The organism is Tahibacter aquaticus (genome assembly GCF_004363655.1).
GTDB lineage: Bacteria > Pseudomonadota > Gammaproteobacteria > Xanthomonadales > Rhodanobacteraceae > Tahibacter > Tahibacter aquaticus.
Map to the genome: position 1 here is coordinate 86,740 of NZ_SNZH01000004.1, position 15,728 is coordinate 102,467.

General features: G+C 65.7%; 15 protein-coding genes. 11 read left to right on the forward strand and 4 right to left on the reverse strand.

Features of this window, described 5'->3' with window-relative positions:
• Positions 1-257: 257 nt before the first annotated feature.
• The 4 genes from DFR29_RS07810 to DFR29_RS07820 all read left to right on the forward strand — a co-directional run bounded on the left by DFR29_RS07810 (position 258) and on the right by DFR29_RS07820 (position 2,998).
• Positions 258-599, forward strand: a complete 342-nt coding sequence (locus DFR29_RS07810; RefSeq protein ID WP_133818024.1) for a DUF305 domain-containing protein — start codon at positions 258-260, stop codon at positions 597-599.
• A gap of 172 nt (positions 600-771) precedes the next feature.
• Positions 772-1,680, forward strand: a complete 909-nt coding sequence (locus DFR29_RS07815) for a hypothetical protein (protein WP_243745988.1) — start codon at positions 772-774, stop codon at positions 1,678-1,680.
• Complete coding sequence (locus DFR29_RS29975; protein ID WP_243745989.1) at positions 1,677-2,063, forward strand: hypothetical protein; 387 nt, start codon at positions 1,677-1,679, stop codon at positions 2,061-2,063. The genes DFR29_RS07815 and DFR29_RS29975 overlap by 4 nt, the downstream gene beginning before the upstream one ends.
• 26 nt (positions 2,064-2,089) lie before the next feature.
• Positions 2,090-2,998 carry a hypothetical protein gene (locus tag DFR29_RS07820; RefSeq protein WP_133818025.1) on the forward strand — a complete coding sequence of 303 codons (909 nt, stop codon included), beginning with the start codon at positions 2,090-2,092 and terminating at the stop codon, positions 2,996-2,998.
• A gap of 73 nt (positions 2,999-3,071) precedes the next feature.
• On the opposite strand, the gene DFR29_RS07825 is transcribed toward DFR29_RS07820, so the two are convergent.
• The 3 genes from DFR29_RS07825 to DFR29_RS07835 all read right to left on the reverse strand — a co-directional run bounded on the left by DFR29_RS07825 (position 3,072) and on the right by DFR29_RS07835 (position 5,009).
• Positions 3,072-3,386 (reverse strand): hypothetical protein, encoded by a 315-nt coding sequence (locus tag DFR29_RS07825; RefSeq protein WP_133818026.1) that lies wholly within the window; start codon positions 3,384-3,386, stop codon positions 3,072-3,074.
• A gap of 282 nt (positions 3,387-3,668) precedes the next feature.
• A complete protein-coding gene (locus tag DFR29_RS07830) occupies positions 3,669-4,049 on the reverse strand; it encodes a hypothetical protein (RefSeq protein ID WP_133818027.1) in 381 nt (126 codons plus the stop codon).
• Positions 4,050-4,121: 72 nt separating this feature from the next.
• Entirely contained in the window at positions 4,122-5,009 is an 888-nt protein-coding gene (locus DFR29_RS07835; RefSeq protein ID WP_166653951.1) for a zinc metalloprotease, read from the reverse strand.
• Between the two features lie 749 nt (positions 5,010-5,758).
• Between DFR29_RS07835 and DFR29_RS07840 the strand changes: the two genes are divergently transcribed.
• From DFR29_RS07840 to DFR29_RS07850, 3 genes are read left to right on the forward strand one after another with little or no spacing between them, the layout of a single operon-like run.
• Positions 5,759-7,045: a hypothetical protein gene (locus DFR29_RS07840; RefSeq protein WP_133818029.1), complete on the forward strand. Its 1,287-nt coding sequence runs from the start codon at positions 5,759-5,761 to the stop codon at positions 7,043-7,045.
• A 33-nt stretch (positions 7,046-7,078) separates the two neighbouring features.
• Positions 7,079-7,462, forward strand: coding sequence for a four-helix bundle copper-binding protein (locus DFR29_RS07845; RefSeq protein ID WP_133818030.1), 384 nt, complete (start codon positions 7,079-7,081; stop codon positions 7,460-7,462).
• A gap of 8 nt (positions 7,463-7,470) precedes the next feature.
• On the forward strand, positions 7,471-7,686 hold the full coding sequence (locus DFR29_RS07850; RefSeq protein WP_133818031.1) for a hypothetical protein: 216 nt from the start codon (positions 7,471-7,473) through the stop codon (positions 7,684-7,686).
• Positions 7,687-7,715: 29 nt separating this feature from the next.
• Here the strand turns inward: DFR29_RS07850 and DFR29_RS29060 are convergent, their stop codons facing one another.
• Positions 7,716-8,141, reverse strand: a complete 426-nt coding sequence (locus DFR29_RS29060; protein WP_166653952.1) for a MerR family transcriptional regulator — start codon at positions 8,139-8,141, stop codon at positions 7,716-7,718.
• A gap of 995 nt (positions 8,142-9,136) precedes the next feature.
• Between DFR29_RS29060 and DFR29_RS07860 the strand changes: the two genes are divergently transcribed.
• The 4 genes from DFR29_RS07860 (at position 9,137) to DFR29_RS07875 (ending at position 15,576) form a co-directional block, all read left to right on the forward strand.
• Positions 9,137-9,520, forward strand: coding sequence for a hypothetical protein (locus DFR29_RS07860; protein WP_133818033.1), 384 nt, complete (start codon positions 9,137-9,139; stop codon positions 9,518-9,520).
• Positions 9,521-9,587: 67 nt separating this feature from the next.
• The gene (locus DFR29_RS07865; RefSeq protein WP_133818034.1) at positions 9,588-10,889 is read left to right on the forward strand and encodes a TolC family protein; all 1,302 of its coding nucleotides are present in this window, start codon (positions 9,588-9,590) and stop codon (positions 10,887-10,889) included.
• Positions 10,886-12,382, forward strand: coding sequence for an efflux RND transporter periplasmic adaptor subunit (locus DFR29_RS07870; protein WP_133818035.1), 1,497 nt, complete (start codon positions 10,886-10,888; stop codon positions 12,380-12,382). Before DFR29_RS07865 ends, DFR29_RS07870 begins: the two co-directional genes overlap by 4 nt.
• A complete protein-coding gene (locus DFR29_RS07875; protein WP_133818036.1) occupies positions 12,379-15,576 on the forward strand; it encodes an efflux RND transporter permease subunit in 3,198 nt (1,065 codons plus the stop codon). Before DFR29_RS07870 ends, DFR29_RS07875 begins: the two co-directional genes overlap by 4 nt.
• Positions 15,577-15,728 lie beyond the last annotated feature (152 nt).

The following is a 15,728-nucleotide window of genomic DNA, read 5'->3' on the forward strand; positions in this document are numbered from 1 at the left end:
CACGAAAAACTGCGGAACAGTCTTGCAGCGGATGGCTGGAGAAAAAGAAACCAACCCGGGCGAACGCGTCAGTTCGGATTGCGAGCGACGACTCGTTGTCGAAACGACTGCGAACAACAAGATTCCCACACCGTGCATTCGCGTTGATTTCACACGGCGCGCTCATACTCAACGCGCGCCGCATCGGATTATTGTATTTTTACACTTTTATTAATCCGCTTTGTTTGGCGCCCATCCAACCCAAGGATAAAACAACCATGTCCACTCTACGGAAATCCTTCGCTGTCGGCTCCACCCTTGCACTGTTGGCGATCGCCGCCACAGCGTACTCCCGCGAAGACAACGCCAAACCCGCCAAGGCAGGTTCTTCGGAACTGCAGAAGATCATGATGCAAGGCATGCCCTCGATGGCGATGAGCGGCGACGTCGACAAGGATTTCGCGACGATGATGATCGCGCATCATCGCCAAGCGATCTCGATGGCCGACATAGAAATCCGCGACGGCCACAATTCCGAATTGCAGGCGATGGCAAAAAAGATGAAGGAGCAGCAAAAGCAGGAAATCGCGGATCTGGAACGCCTCGCGAAGGTGCACTGACCCACGACGGGCGGCCGTCGGCGCGCCCGCGTCAGCCGGCGACCGCCTGGGCTGTGGCGGGTACAGTCAAGGCCCGATCTCTGACATGGCATCGACTTGGTCGATGGCGGGTATGCCACACAGGCCCGAGTGGTGGCTACACTTGCCCTACGCCCACTTCCAAGACCCGCCGATGACTGCGACGCTGCCCGGCGCCACTGACGCTGACGCTTTGAGCACCTTGATTGCACGCTGGCGCGAGGACGCGGGCGGGGCCTATCGCACGTGGTTTTTGTGGGAGGAACGGCTCAACAATTTTCGAGCGATTCGACGTGGCGTCCAAGCCGTGGTCACCGAGATTGCCCACGGCACGTTCGGCAGTACCTATCGGGGCTCCTCGTTGGAGACTGTGGTTCGTTCCGTGGCCGAGCAGCGTCAAATCTTCAAGGGCGCAGATCATGCTTTCTTGTGGAAGCCCAAACTGCGCATCCCCGACATCTACGAAGATGCCGAACATCAGCGAGCGTTCGGGCGGTTTCTCGACACGTGCCTGTGCTGCAGCGGCGACGCATCGATCATCGAAGCGATCCATGCGCTGGACCGCCGACGCATCAAGGGACTGGGACCCTCGACGGCGAATCTCTTGTATTTCCTTCACCCGACGCATATGCCGCCCTTCAACACGGCGATCGTCAACGGCTACAACGCCGTTACCGGTGCTCGCGTCAAGCTCGGCCGCTGGGAGGAATACCTGGCTATGCGCCGAGGGATGCAGGAGCTGGTAGCCCGACACCGGGGACAACTTTCCAACGACTTCGGCGCGATCGCCGGCTTCCTGTTCGATGTAGGTAGCGGACGCTACCCTGCGCCGCCGCGCGCGGGCGACACGGCCGCCGTGGCGCGCTGGGCGGAGGACTTGGCGTGCGTGCGTGAGGAGAGTGCCGCAAGGCGCTCGCGCTCGCCCGTGAAGGCGATCACACGCACACGCAGATCCAGGCCTGGTTGCGCGATCTGGGCAAGGCCCTGGGATACGCCGTATGGATCGCGAGTAACGATCGCAGTCGTGCGTATGCCGACGCGCCATTGGGCACTGGCTGCGTGACGCAGCTGCCGCCCGCCCTTGCCGCGCATGCCGCGGCCGACACGTTTGGCCTGATCGACGTGCTGTGGCTGGAGGCCGACAGCGGCCGCGTCGCGGCGGCATTCGAGGTCGAGCATTCCACCAGCATTTACTCGGGCATCGTGCGCATGCTCGATCTTGCGCTCGGGGTGCCCGAGCACGCCGACGGCGCGTATTTTCTGGTGGCACTCGATGCGCGCGAGGCGGATGTGCGCGCGCAGTTCGCGCGGCCCGCCTTTAGCCGGGCGACGGACCTCAATTTGCATTTCTTGCCCTACAGCGAGCTCACGACGCATCGCGAAGCCGTCGGTCGCTTTGGATCGGGCTTGAAGGGCGTACTCGCGATCGCGCGTGCGCTGCGCTAAGCGGTAGTCGTAATGAGGAGCGCGGCATGAACGCCTTGGACGTTTTCGAAGCGCGCGTCATCAAAGCCCTGCCCCGGCTGTTCCGGGAATTTGGCATGGCGCGGCTGTATACCGAGACCGCCGATGTAGCGCTCGAGGTCGCCGATCGGCTGCGATTGAACTCGGTGCCGCACGATCACGTCGTCTCGGCACGGGTGGATCTATCTCCGCGCTACGCCTTCGTGCAGGCGGTGAAGATTCTGGAGGCCGGATTTACGATCGAGCCGGAGGGTGAATCCGGCGCGCCGCTGGTGACGGATACCGATACTTTCGCTTTGACGTTGGATCGCGCCGAGCCGCGGCGCCTCGACGCCCAGGTCGTGCTCTCAGGCGTGCTGCGCGGCGGCACGGATCTCGAAGCGGAGCTGCTGCGCTGTGTCGCACGGCTGCGTATCCAGGGCCTGAAAAAAAGCGACCTTCCGCCGGAGTTTTTCAAAGAGACGGCGGTCGAAGCCCGCGCTTTTGCAGCCGATGGCCGTACCAAGCAGGCGTTGTTCGCCTACGTCACCGCGATCGACAGCCTGATCAATCACGCCCTGCGCGATCTGACAATGTACGAGGAGCTGCGCGAGCCGGTCAGCCGACTGAAGTTGATGGACAAGTTCCAGCTGATGCTCAAGCGTGCCGTGCAGTGCGACGTCATTCGTGACGAGCCGCTGGTGAGTCGTCTGGCGAGCGGGCTCGAACAACTGCTCGAACAGCGCAATCTCATCGCCCACAGCATCGCCCGTACCCACGCCACCACCCAGGATCTGCGCAAGGCCGTGTTCGTGTTCCTGACGCTGATCATGATCCGCGCCCAGGGCAGCGTAGCGATCGCCACCCTGACGGCCGCGTATGCGCTCAAGCCGCCGGCACGTGCATCGCACACGGAGCCGCGTGCTCCTATGAAGTGATGCTCAAGCCGCCACAGGCAAACAGCAGCCGGTCCGCCGCGGCTGCCACGGTGCCGCGGCCGACCGGGTGCCCTTAGTTGCCGTCGTCGTGACCGTGATCGTCCTGACCTTGCCCCAGCAGCCAGTCAGCGCGGTTGTCGTGATGATCCAGCTCAAATACCTGCCGCAGCAGCGGTTGGCCATGGTGATCACGCGCGTCGCAGCGCACGCGCAACGACTCGCCGCCATGCACATTGATCGACCGCGCCTCGCCGGGCCGCAACATCACCGACGGCCTGCCACTGCAGCTCACCGCGACGGTTTCGTTCAACCCATTTTGCACGTCCACGTAGTACTCGTAGTGACGGTGATTTTGCGCGCTGGCCGAGTTCGTCGTCAGCAGCAACACCGCTCACCCCGCACCTGCATAGCGAATCCCCATGATCTGTCCCCCGTGTGCGCCCTGGCGTGGCGCATGCAGCCTAGCGAACGTTGCGCTTGTCACAAGATCGCATTGTCCACGATGGAAGCTGAAGTTGAGATCCAAATTCAGTATCGAGCGACACGCGCGGACGGCGCGCACGATCCCGCTGTTTTTCTCGGCGGTCCGGTTTATGCCACGGTGCCGAGTCCCACGGCCTCGAGCGTGCCGATGGCGCGGCGCGGTAAGCGGATGAGGTCCGCGGCGCGATCAGTCCACGCACTGCGCGCGGACGATGCGCCCGTCCTCGACTTCCGACAGGCAGGTGCCGACGGTAAGAAATGAGGCGTAGCAGTGGCCCTCGGCCACTGTCGCCGTGTCGGCATCGGCGCTGGCGACGCACAGGCTCTCGCATTGCGCACTGCGTTGACACGATTTACCGGCGTCGCGCGTGGGGACATCGCAGGCGTCGAGCTGCTGCACGCCGACCTTGCGCCACGTGCCCTTGAGCGCAACGCATTGTTCGCGCGAGGTCACGACCGGCCCACCCTTGCCCGCCACGGCCGACGTCACGGACGTGGCTGGCGGCGCCGTTTGCGCGGCCGCACATCCGGCCAAGCCGATCCACACCATACCCAACAACAATCGCATCCCGCTGTCCTCGTGCTTTCGTAACGAAAGACCGCGGCGTCTCCCTGGCATGACGCCGCGGTCGAGCAACGCTTATTCCTCGATCAGATCGAGGTTCTCTGCTTCCGGTGCGAGGGTGATGTGGTGGATCCACAAACCGCCTTTGCCGTCGGGAGCCACGTACGTTTCCGCGAAGCGTTCGCGCTTGACCAGATGCCCCAGCGGCACGCCACCGGCCATTTCCAAGCGGCCCATCGGGCCATCGCTCAGCGCGATTTCCTGCGCGCTGAGGGCCATGCTGGAACTGGCGCTACTGTAGCTGTCCAGATGCCCGTAAAGGCTGGTCAGTTCCGCGTAGTCATGCGCATTGGGTGCGATGCTGCTGGCCGACTGGGAGTAGTCCATGCAGGTGTTCTGTGACGTGCCATTCGTGCTGGTGTGATCCAGACCGAGCACATGGCCGATCTCCTGGCACATGACGTGATAGCGCGCATTGCTCGTGAAGCTGTAGCTGTCATTCATCTTCGCGGTGCCCTGCGAGATGTGACCGCGCGAGTCCAGGTTGATGGACGCCAGCCCCGACCAGCCGTTCTGGCCGTACGTGTAATTGCACACGCGCAGCTTGCCGGCGATCGGCGTGCAGGCGCTGCGCGCGCTCGCCGTCTCCGTGCCCTGCGAGGCCACGAGATTGAGCTTGGCCGACGAGGACCATTGCGACACCGACGTGTTGAACATCGGCTGCCAGGTCGCCGTGACGCTGTCGACGGTGGCGAGATTGAACGAGGACGTGGTGCGGGCCCAGTGATAGTTGTTCCAATCGTGGCTGGCCGACGCGGTGCTGGCGATGATCGAGAAACCCATGCCCAAGGAAAGTGCAAGCAAGGAACGACGCATACGATCTACCCCTCCGAAGAATGAAGATAAGCGCACGATCGCCGCGGCGCGGCGAACGGGATGTCCAGAGCGAATGCCCTGTACCACGCCCCTGTCGTGGGCCTGTCGATCCCCTCCCGGAGCGACAGGCGCAGGCACGCTACGCAGCCGCGAAAAAAAAGCATTCTGCGCTGCAATACACCGCCGCCGTTGCGGCCGTGGATAGCGGGTGGACCTCGCGTGCGGATTCGGCGGTAGCGCCGACGTCCGCTGCTCAAATCACGGGCGCCAGCAGCCGCCGATGTTCGATACGCCGACGGCATCGGTTGCCAAATCAACGGACTAGCACGAACGCGCCGCACCGCGCGCGGGTTGCTATGCATGTGGCAAAAACGCACTGTTCCTCTGTGCACAGATGGAGCCTGGAGCAGACTCTAAACCTGTCACTACACTGAACGCCGCAAACTGCCCGACGTGTTTGGCCAGTAAAACCGTGGACGGTGCACGCAGGCTGCGCGTCCGGCAAGCCAAGTTGGCGTACCCGTCATGACGTGTCGTGCAGGATGAGGCGCTTGCTGCGCAGCAGGGGGCATGCTGCATGACGCAGCATCGCACTGCAGGTTTGGAGTTGGCTCCGACGTCCAACGAATTCAATCACCTAGCGCGACAAGGCAACTCCCTGAAGCGTGACCGAATTGTCGCAGGCCCGTCGCGTTCATGGCCGTCCGCGCGTGACGGCCACACGCAAGAGCGCCTCATGGCACAGCGCGTGCTGCCTTGGAATCTCCCCTTGCACGGACGCTTTCGCGATGACGCACCCTGCCCTGCCTCACCGGCTCCGCTCCCACGGCGCTCCCGTGCTTCTAACCGGCCTGCTGGTGCTCATCAGCGGCACGCTCGAGGCGCAGGATGCGCCCACTCACCCCCACGAATCGGCGCCGGCGATGCCGGACATGGCCGAGCACGATGGCGCCACGCCGATGCGCGGTTTGCTGGGGCCCTACGCCATGAGCCGCGAAGCCTCCGGCACGAGTTGGCAGCCGCAAGCCACCCCGATGGGCGGCAGCGCACCGTGGATGACGGGCGAGTGGATGTGGATGGCGCATGGTTCGGTCAATCTCGTCGCGACCGATAACTCCGGCCCGCGCGGTGACCGCGACACGGTGGTCCAGACGATGGGCATGCTGATGGGCATGCGCCCGCTTGGTCCGGGCACCCTGGGTGTGCGTGCCATGGTGTCGCTGGACGCCTGGGGTGTCGGCAAGACCGGCTATCCGCTCCTTTTCCAGACCGGCGAAACCGCCGACGGTCGCACGCCGCTGATCGATCGGCAGCACCCGCACGATCTTTTCATGGAACTGGCGGCCAGCTATTCCCAGCCGGTGGGCGAGTCCAGTTCGGCCTTTGTGTACCTGGGATTGCCCGGCGAGCCGGCATTGGGCCCGCCGACCTACATGCACCGGTTCTCCGGCATGGCCAACCCCGAAGCGCCGCTCGGCCACCACTGGCTCGATGCCACCCACATCACCTTCGGCGTCGCCACGCTCGGCTGGGTGTGGAAGGATTTCAAAGTGGAAGGTTCCGCATTCAATGCGCGCGAGCCCGACCAGATCCGCACCAACATCGAGCTGCGCGCGCTCGATTCCTGGTCTGGCCGCCTCTCCTACAACCCGAGCGATCGCTGGGCGCTGCAGGTCAGCCGCGGCCTCCTAAAGAGCCCGGAGCAACTGGAGCCCGACGTCGACATGCGCCGCACGACCGCGTCGGTCATCTACCACCGCCCGTTCGAGCGCGCGCAGTGGCAGACGACGCTCGCCTGGGGGCGCAACCAAAAGCTGCCCGGCCACGCGACCGAATCCTTCCTTCTGGAAAGCACGCTCGTGATCGACGAGATGCACACCCTGTACGGGCGCGTGGAGCGCGTGGACAAGGACGAGCTCTTTGGTGAGGACGAGCCGCTCGCGGGCGAGGTCTTCACCGTTGACAAGGCGACGCTCGGCGCCATTCACGATTTCCCGCCCACGCGCCTGGGGCGTTTTGGCCTGGGCCTGCAGTACAGCCGCTACGCGATTCCCGCGGCTCTGAAGCCCGTCTACGGCCGTCAGCCGGACGCGTGGCTCGCGTTTGCCCGGTGGCGCCTCTGACGACCGCCGTTGTCCCTTCCCTAGGAGAAACCCATGCCGCATCAGACCCACATGTCCTCTGCCATGAACGAGTGCATCCAGCAGTGCCTGGCCTGCTTCACCACGTGCCAGCAGACGGCGCTGACGCATTGCTTGGAGCTCGGCGGCGAACACGTCGAGCCGACGCATTTTCGGCTCATGATCGATTGCGCCGAGGTCTGCCGCAGCGCGGCCGCGCTGATGGCCAACGGCTCGGCCTTCCACGCAGCGCAGTGCGTCGTGTGCGCAGACATCTGCCGCGCCTGCGCAGAGAGTTGCAAACGCCTGGGCAACATGGACGCGTGCGTTCAGGCGTGCGAGCGCTGTGCGGAGGCTTGCGAAGCGATGGCCGGCGGCAGTGGCACCGATCAACGCGCTGGCACGGCCGCTCACTCATGAACACGCCCATGACACCCCGTGCGCGACTGTTCGCCAACCTCGGTCGCGGCGCACTCGCGCTCGGTTTTCTGGCCATGCTGGCCGCCTGGATCAGCGCGATGACAACCACCGGCGCATGGCTGGGCTTTACGACGGCCCACTGGTTTGCCGACGCGACGGTGATGGCGCTGCTGGGCATCGGTGGCCTGGTCGACGCCCTGGTGCACGCACGCACTGGCGAGTAACGCCGCTGACCTCGTTGACCCAAGCCTCATCAGGTGTCCAGGAGCACGCTGCCGCTCGTCTCGTGGGTACAGGCATAGGCCTGCAAGGTCGCCAGAATCGGGCACGCCGCCAGCGTCGGCGGCGGACCCCGTCGGCAGTTTTCGACCGCGGCGGCGAGCGCCTGCAATGCGGCGCAACGATCGGCGAGCTCTTGCTGCAACGCTTTGGCACACGCCCGTACTGGCGCCGGTCGCGCGCTCGGTAGCGCCATGATGATCAGCGTGCGAATCGCCTCCAGGGTAAGCCCCAAGGCTTTGGCGCCACGTATGGCTTGCAGGCGGAACACGTCATCTGGCTCGTATTTGCGGTAGCCGCCGCCACGTCGCGCCGGTGTGGGGAGCAAGCCAATGCGTTCGTAGTACCGCACCGTGTCGACCGGCACACCGCTGGCGCTGGCCAGTTCACCGATACGCATCGGGCCTTTGGTAGTCCTCGAGGCCGTAGCGCCCGGTGCGTCGCTGGACGCAGGCGTCTTTAAAGAATCCATGGAAAATACTCCGCTGAGCGTGCGCGCAGGCGCACCCACGATCCGCTGCATCAAGCGGCAGGCAGCGGATCGGCTCGAAACCGGCTTAGGTTCGCGCGGTGTTAGGCGGTCGTAGGAGCGCGGTGGGACGTAGATCCAACGACCACGCCGGTGCGTCCGACGATCGCGTCCGTTGCCGGTCCGGTGCATGCAGGCCCAAGGCTACCGATGGCGCCGCGACAGGTAGACAGCCGCAATGGCAGAGGTGATCCGCGCAGCACGGCATAGACGGCGACGGCGCATGCGGGGCCGCTGGTTCGTTCCCCCCGTGACAGGCATGGGACGAACGCTGGGGCGTTGCGCCCTTGGTAGCGGGCCGGCCACTCGCTCCTGTCGCGCCGGTCAACACCAACAACAGACTGAGCAGGCTGCGCCACAGCAGTCCGCGCCACGTCATAGAGGAACGAGCACCCATCATCGCCCTAGCGTGCGGCAGGACCGGGCAAGTCGCAAGCGTTCTCAGCGCCATGTGGCTACGTCTACGGATGAGCAAGCGGGTTACAAAAACAATGCCTCAACCCGTCGGTTGCTACGCCCCTGCTTTGGAAGAGTTCGGAATCGCGACGCCGGCTTCGTTCCGACACGCTCCAGGGCAGAATGGCATCGAAGCTGTGACGATCTGGGCACGTGGCGGTGCGTTCGCGCTCACGCGTTACGCCCGTAGGTAGCCGTGTGCTACCCCCATCGGCGTCACGCGCCAGACCCAGCGGACGGCGAGTTCGTTACGGTTTGCCCTCATCGTGCAAACCTCATTCACAGCTCCGCGGGAACCTTCGGTGCGAACCGAAGTTTCGTAGGATGACCCTACCGGCGCAAACAGCGCGTAAGCTGTCGCTGTGGTTACCGGTCTGTTCGTTGCTCGCTCTGGACATCCGTTGTCTTCCATGCCGTTTCGCTACCGCCGCCATCGTCGCTGGATCGCGTTGTTTGCGCTGATCGGTCTGCTGTTCCAGCAGTTCGCAATGGCCGCGTACGTCTGTCCTCAAGAGATCGCGACAGCGACGGCTCAAGTCGTCGCAGAAATGCCGCCGTGCCACACACCGGATACGTCGGATCAGGCACGCTGCCACGAACATTGCCACCCTACGACGGCCTCGGCCGACCATGCCCCGGCGCTGACCGTGCCACCGGCGTTTTTACCGGCAACTACCTGGTCGCGAGAGCTTGCGTGTACGGCCGCGCTTGACCAGGCGAGCCCGGAGTACCCTCTGCGCGTCAGGGCGCAACCGCCGCCGCTGAGCATTCAGCACTGCACTTTCCAGATTTGAGCACCCCTCGGGATTGACCGTGGCGCCGCGTTGTGCGCGGCCGTTTCGTCGTTGCCGTGGAGTTCTCATGTTTGCCCTTCCTCGTTTTTTTCCGCGCCCCTTTTGCCGGCGGCGCGCGTCATTGCGTTTTGTTTTGGCGGTACTCACCGCTCTCGGTGCTGGCGCGGCCGTGTCGGCGGATCTGAACCCCTTGTCGCTTACGGACGCCGTTCTTTCGGCCGAACGCCAGGCGCCCGAGCTGCAGGCGCGAGCGGCGGGCGTGACGGCCGCGGAGGCCGCAGTCGGCCCCGCCGGTCAGCTGCCTGATCCCGAGCTCGTCGTCGGTCTGCAAAACCTGCCGGTGACCGGCGACGACGCTTTCAGGACGACGCGCGACTTCATGACCATGCGCACGATCGGTGTCATGCAGCAGTTTCCGCGGGGCGAGAAACGCCGCCTGCGCCGCGAGCGCGCCGCGACCGACGTGGACCGCGAGCGGGCTCTGTTGACCAACGAGCAACTCGTCGTGCGTGAAGGCGTCGCGCGAGCCTGGATTGCGGCGGCATCCGCCGAGCGCCGACTGAGACTGCTGGCGGCGCTGCAGCCTCAGGCGGATGCACAGCTGGCTGCGACCACCGCCGCACTGACAGCCGGGCGCGCGACGGCCGCCGAGGGCATCGCAGCCCGTTCGGCGATCGGGGCGCTGCAGGACCGGCTTGATGCCGCACGGGCCGGCCAGGACATGGCACGCGCGGATCTGGCGCGCTGGCTGCCGGACCTGGGCAATCGCCCGCTGGGCGAACCGCCGGACTGGCGCGATCTGGGCGGCGATCCCGATGCGCTGGTAGCGAACATCGCGCACCACCGCGAGTTGCTGGCCTACGACGCTGCGGAGCGCGCGGCCAACGTCGATGCGGCGCTCGCCCGGGCCGAGAAGCGGCCCGACTGGTCGTTGGAGCTCGCATACGCACGACGCGGACCGCAGTTCTCCAACATGGTCTCGGTGCAGTTTCGGGTGCCGTTGGCGCTGTTCGCTGCGCATCGACAAGACCCGCTCATAGCGTCCAAGCAGGCGCTGGTCGCACGCATCGACGCCGAGCGTGAGGCGGCGCAGCGGATGCACGGCGCCGAACTGCACAAGACGCTGACGACTTGGCGCAGCGCGGTGGATCGCCTGGCGCGCTATGAGCGTGAGCTGCTGCCGCTGAGCGAGGACCGCGCCGACGCGGCACTGGCAGCCTACCGCGGCGGCCGCGGCGACCTCACGGCGTCGCTGCGCGCGCTGGACGAAGCCATCGAGCAACGGCTGGCCTACACCGATCTGCAAAGCACCCTGGGCCAGGCCTGGGCGACGCTGTATTTCGCGTTTCCGACCGAGCGCACGCCATGAGCCGTCTATCCGTGTTCGTCGCACTCCTCGTGGGTGTCGTTGTCGGCGCAGGCTCGACCTGGTGGCTCGTCGGCCGTGGACACCGCGGCATGCCGGCCGCGGTGCCGGCACCGACTGAAAAAAAGGTGCTGTACTGGTTCGACCCGATGGTGCCGGCGCAGCACTTCGACCAGCCCGGCAAATCGCCGTTCATGGATATGCAACTGGTCCCGAAATACGCCGGCGACGGACCCGAGGAAGCGGGCACCGTGCGCATCGAACCGCGCCTCGTGCAGAACCTCGGCGTGCGCACCGCGCTCGCCACGCGTGGCACGCCGGTGGCCGCAGTCCGTGCAACAGGGTCGGTGACGTTCGACGAACGGCGCGTGGTGGTCGTGCAGGCCCGCGTCGCCGGCATCGTCGAGCACCTTGCCGTGCGTGCACCATTGACGACGGTCACTGCTGGCCAGGACCTGCTGACGTTGATCGCGCCGGAGTGGACAGCCGCGCAGGCCGAGTACCTGTCGCTGCGCACGGCCCGTAGCGAAGGGCTGGATGCCGTGCGTGCGGCCGCACGCCAGCGGCTGCTGCTGCTCGGCATGAGCGAGGGCCAGATTCGCACCGTCGAGCGCCTCGGACGCGCCGAGGATCGCATCACCATCGTCGCGCCGCGTGCCGGCGTCGTCAGCGAGCTGCTCGTGCGCGACGGCGCGAGCGTCATGGCCGGTACGCCGCTGCTGCGCATCAACGATCTCGACACCGTGTGGGTCAACGCCGCGATTCCCGAAGCGCAGATCGGCCGCGTCGCACCCGGCAACACCGTGATGGTGGAGCTGCCAGCTTTCCCGGGCGACTCGCTCGCCGGTACCGTCGAGGCCTTGCTGCCCGATCTCGATGTCACGACGCGCACGCAGACCGCCCGCATCGTCGTGCCAAACCCGACACGCCGCTTGGTGCCCGGCATGTTTGCGCGCGTCGCCATCACCGGCCGGGCCGCCGATGCAGAGGTTGTGCAAATACCGACCGAGGCCGTGATAGCGACCGGTGCGCGCCAGGTCGTCATTGTCGACGTTGGCGACGGGCGCTTTCGTGCGCAGGAGGTGCGCATCGGCGACGAGAGCGACGGCCGCACGAGTGTGCTCGAAGGCCTCGACGACGGCGACCGGGTCGTGCTGTCGGGACAATTCCTGATCGATTCCGAAGCGAGCCTCGCCGGCACGCTGGCGCGACTCGATGCGCCGGACGCCGCAATGTCGCCAGCGACCGCCGCGGCGCCGCGCTATACGACCGACGGCACCGTCAAGCAAATCGACGGCAGCACCTGGACCATCGCGACCGACGCCATCCCCGCGCTGGAGATGAGCGCGATGACCATGGCCTTCGAGTTTCCCGACACCGTGTCCGTCGACGGCCTTCGGGTCGGGCAGCGCGTGCGCTTCACCTTTGTGCGCAACGCCGACGACGCGTTCGAAATCGCGACGATCGCCGCGCTGCCGACAGGAGGCTCGCCATGATCGCGCACATCATCCGCGGCTCGATCGCGAATCGATTCCTCGTGTTGCTCGCGGCGGTGTTCCTGGCCGCCTGGGGCGTGTACGCCGTGCGGCAAACGCCGGTCGATGCCTTGCCGGACCTGTCGGACGTGCAGGTGATCATCCGCACGACCTGGCCCGGGCAGTCGCCGCAACTGGTCGAGGACCAGATCACCTATCCGCTGACCACGACGATGCTGTCGGTACCGGGGGCCAAGACGGTGCGCGGCTTCTCGTTCTTCGGCGACTCGTATGTCTACGTGCTGTTCGAGGACGGCACCGACTTGTACTGGGCGCGATCCCGCGTGCTGGAGTACCTCAACCAGGTGCAGTCGCGGTTGCCGCGCGGTGCAAGCGCCGCGCTCGGGCCCGACGCCACGGGGGTTGGCTGGATCTACGAATACGCGCTGGTCGATCGTAGCGGTCAGCACGATCTATCCGAGTTGCGCGCGCTGCAGGACTGGTTCCTGCGCTACGAGCTGAAAAGCGTGCCGGGCGTCGCCGAGGTGGCCACCGTCGGCGGCATGGTGAAGCAGTACCAGATCGTGCTCGATCCGGATCGCTTGCGCGCCTACGGCATCACGCAGGCCACGGTGACCGAGGCCGTGCAACGGGCCAACGGCGAAGCTGGCGGCTCGGTACTGGAACTGGCCGAGGCCGAGTACATGGTGCGTGCGAGCGGCTATCTGAAAACGCTCGACGATTTCCGCGCGATTCCGCTCACCGTCGGCGCCGTCGGCGTGCCGGTGCGACTTGCCGACGTCGCGCGCGTGCAGCTCGGCCCCGAGATGCGCCGCGGTGTCGCCGAACTCAACGGCGACGGTGAAGTCGTCGGCGGTGTGATCGTGATGCGTTCGGGCAAGAACGCGCAGGCGACCATCGCCGCGGTCAAAGCAAAACTCGCGAGCGTACGAGCCAGTTTTCCCGTCGGCGTCGAAGTGGTGGAAACCTACGATCGCTCGCAGCTCATCGAGCGTGCGGTCGACAACCTGAGCGGCAAACTGCTTGAGGAGTTTTTCGTCGTCGCCCTGGTCTGCGCCGCGTTCCTGTTCCACTTGCGCTCGGCGCTGGTCGCGATCGTCGCGTTGCCGCTGGGCGTGCTCGCCGCATTCATCGTGATGCACTGGCAAGGGCTCAACGCGAACATCCTGTCGCTCGGCGGCATCGCGATCGCGATCGGCGCCATGGTCGATGCCGCGATCGTGATGATCGAGAACGCGCACAAGCACCTGGAAGCCTGGCAGCACGCGCATCCGGACGAAACCCTGGCCACCGACGCGCGCTGGAGGCTGATCGGCGACGCTTCGGCCGAGGTGGGCCCGGCACTGTTCTTCAGCCTCGTCATCATCACGCTCTCGTTCGTGCCGGTGTTCACGCTCGAAGCGCAGGAGGGCCGGCTGTTTGCGCCGCTCGCGTTTACCAAGACCTACGCGATGGCGGCCGCTGCGGGCTTGTCGATCACGCTGATTCCCGTGTTGATGGGCTACTGGATTCGTGGACGTATCCCGGACGAGCGCGCCAATCCGTTGTCGCGCGCCTTGATCGCGCTCTACCGTCCGATCCTCGAGGTCGTGCTGCGGTTTCCCAAAGTGACGTTGTTCACTGCAGCGCTCCTGCTCGCGGCGACGGCATGGCCGATCAGCCGCCTCGGCGGCGAATTCCTGCCGCCGCTTGACGAAGGCGATGTGCTCTACATGCCAAGCGCGTTGCCAGGCCTGTCCGCCGGCAAGGCCGCGCAGGTGCTGCAGCAGACCGACAAGATGATCCGCTCGGTACCGGAAGTCGCCAGCGTGTTCGGCAAGATCGGCCGGGCCGAGACGGCGACCGATCCGGCGCCGATGGAGATGGTCGAAACGACGGTGCGCTTCAAGCCGCGCGACCAATGGCGCGTCGGCATGACGCCAGAAAAACTCATCAATGAACTCGACGCGGCGGTACGGCTGCCCGGACTGACGAACCTGTGGGTGCCGCCGATTCGCAATCGCTTGGATATGCTGGCGACCGGCATCAAGAGTCCGATCGGCATCAAGGTCAACGGCAGTGATCTCGCCGTCATCGACCAGGTGGCCACCGCGATCGAACAGGCGATCAAGACGGTGCCGGGCGTCACCTCGGCACTGGCCGAGCGCCTGACCGGCGGCCGTTACGTCGACGTCGATATCGACCGCGAAGCGGCGGCACGCTACGGCCTCAACATCGCCGACGTGCAGAGCGTCGTGAGTGCCGCGATCGGCGGCGAGACGATTGGGGAAACGGTCGAAGGGCGCCGGCGGTTTCCGATCAGCGTGCGCTACCCGCGCGAGCTGCGTGACAGTGTCCAGAAGCTGCGCGACCTGCCGCTGCTGACGGCGGCGGGCGCGCAGATCACGCTGGGTAGCGTCTCGCGCATTGCGATCACGGACGGCCCGCCGATGATCAAAAGCGAGAATGCACGCCTGTCCGGCTGGATCTATGTGGACGCGCGCGGCCGTGACCTGGCCTCGGTCGTGCACGACCTGCGCGAGCGCGTCGCGCGAGACGTCGTACTGCCTGCCGGCACCTCGATCACCTGGTCGGGCCAGTTCGAATACTTCGAGCACGCAATGGCCAAGCTGCGCGTCGTGATTCCGGCGACAGTGCTGATCATTTTCGTGCTGTTGTACGTGACCTTCGGGCGCGTCGAAGACGCGGTTCTGATCCTCGCCAGCGCGCCGTTCGCGCTGATCGGTGGGTTCTGGCTGATGTATCAGCTGGGCCATGCGTTCTCGATCGCTACGGCAGTCGGCTTCATCGCGCTGGCAGGCGTTTCGGCCGAGTTCGGCGTGATCATGCTGCTTTACCTGAAGCAGGCGTGGGAGCGACGCCTTGCCGCCGGCGAGCCGGCCACGGCCGATACGCTGCTGGCAGCCATCCGTGAAGGAGCGGTGCAACGCGTGCGCCCCAAAGCCATGACCGTCGCGGTGATCCTCGCCGGTCTGCTGCCGATCCTCATCGGCAGCGGCACGGGTTCGGAAATCATGCAGCGCATCGCCGCGCCCATGGTGGGCGGGATGATCACCGCGCCACTGTTGTCGATGCTGGTGATTCCGGTCGTGTTTCGCCTACTGCGCACGCGTGACTTCGGAACGGCGAGCGTCTCGACGCGCGGTGCTCACTCATGCCCACCGAGCAACCGCTCCGCGAACAAGGACGCGTGAGCGCCTTCGCGCTGGTGCGGGAAAGCATGCTTGATCTTCGCCTTGTCGCAGCTTTGGCAGCGCGCCCAGCAGCTCTTCGTGGTGGGCGCTTCGCGGTCGAAATCCTCGTGAGGGCCGCCCAACGTCGGCACGGAACGCTGCGATCCCGATGC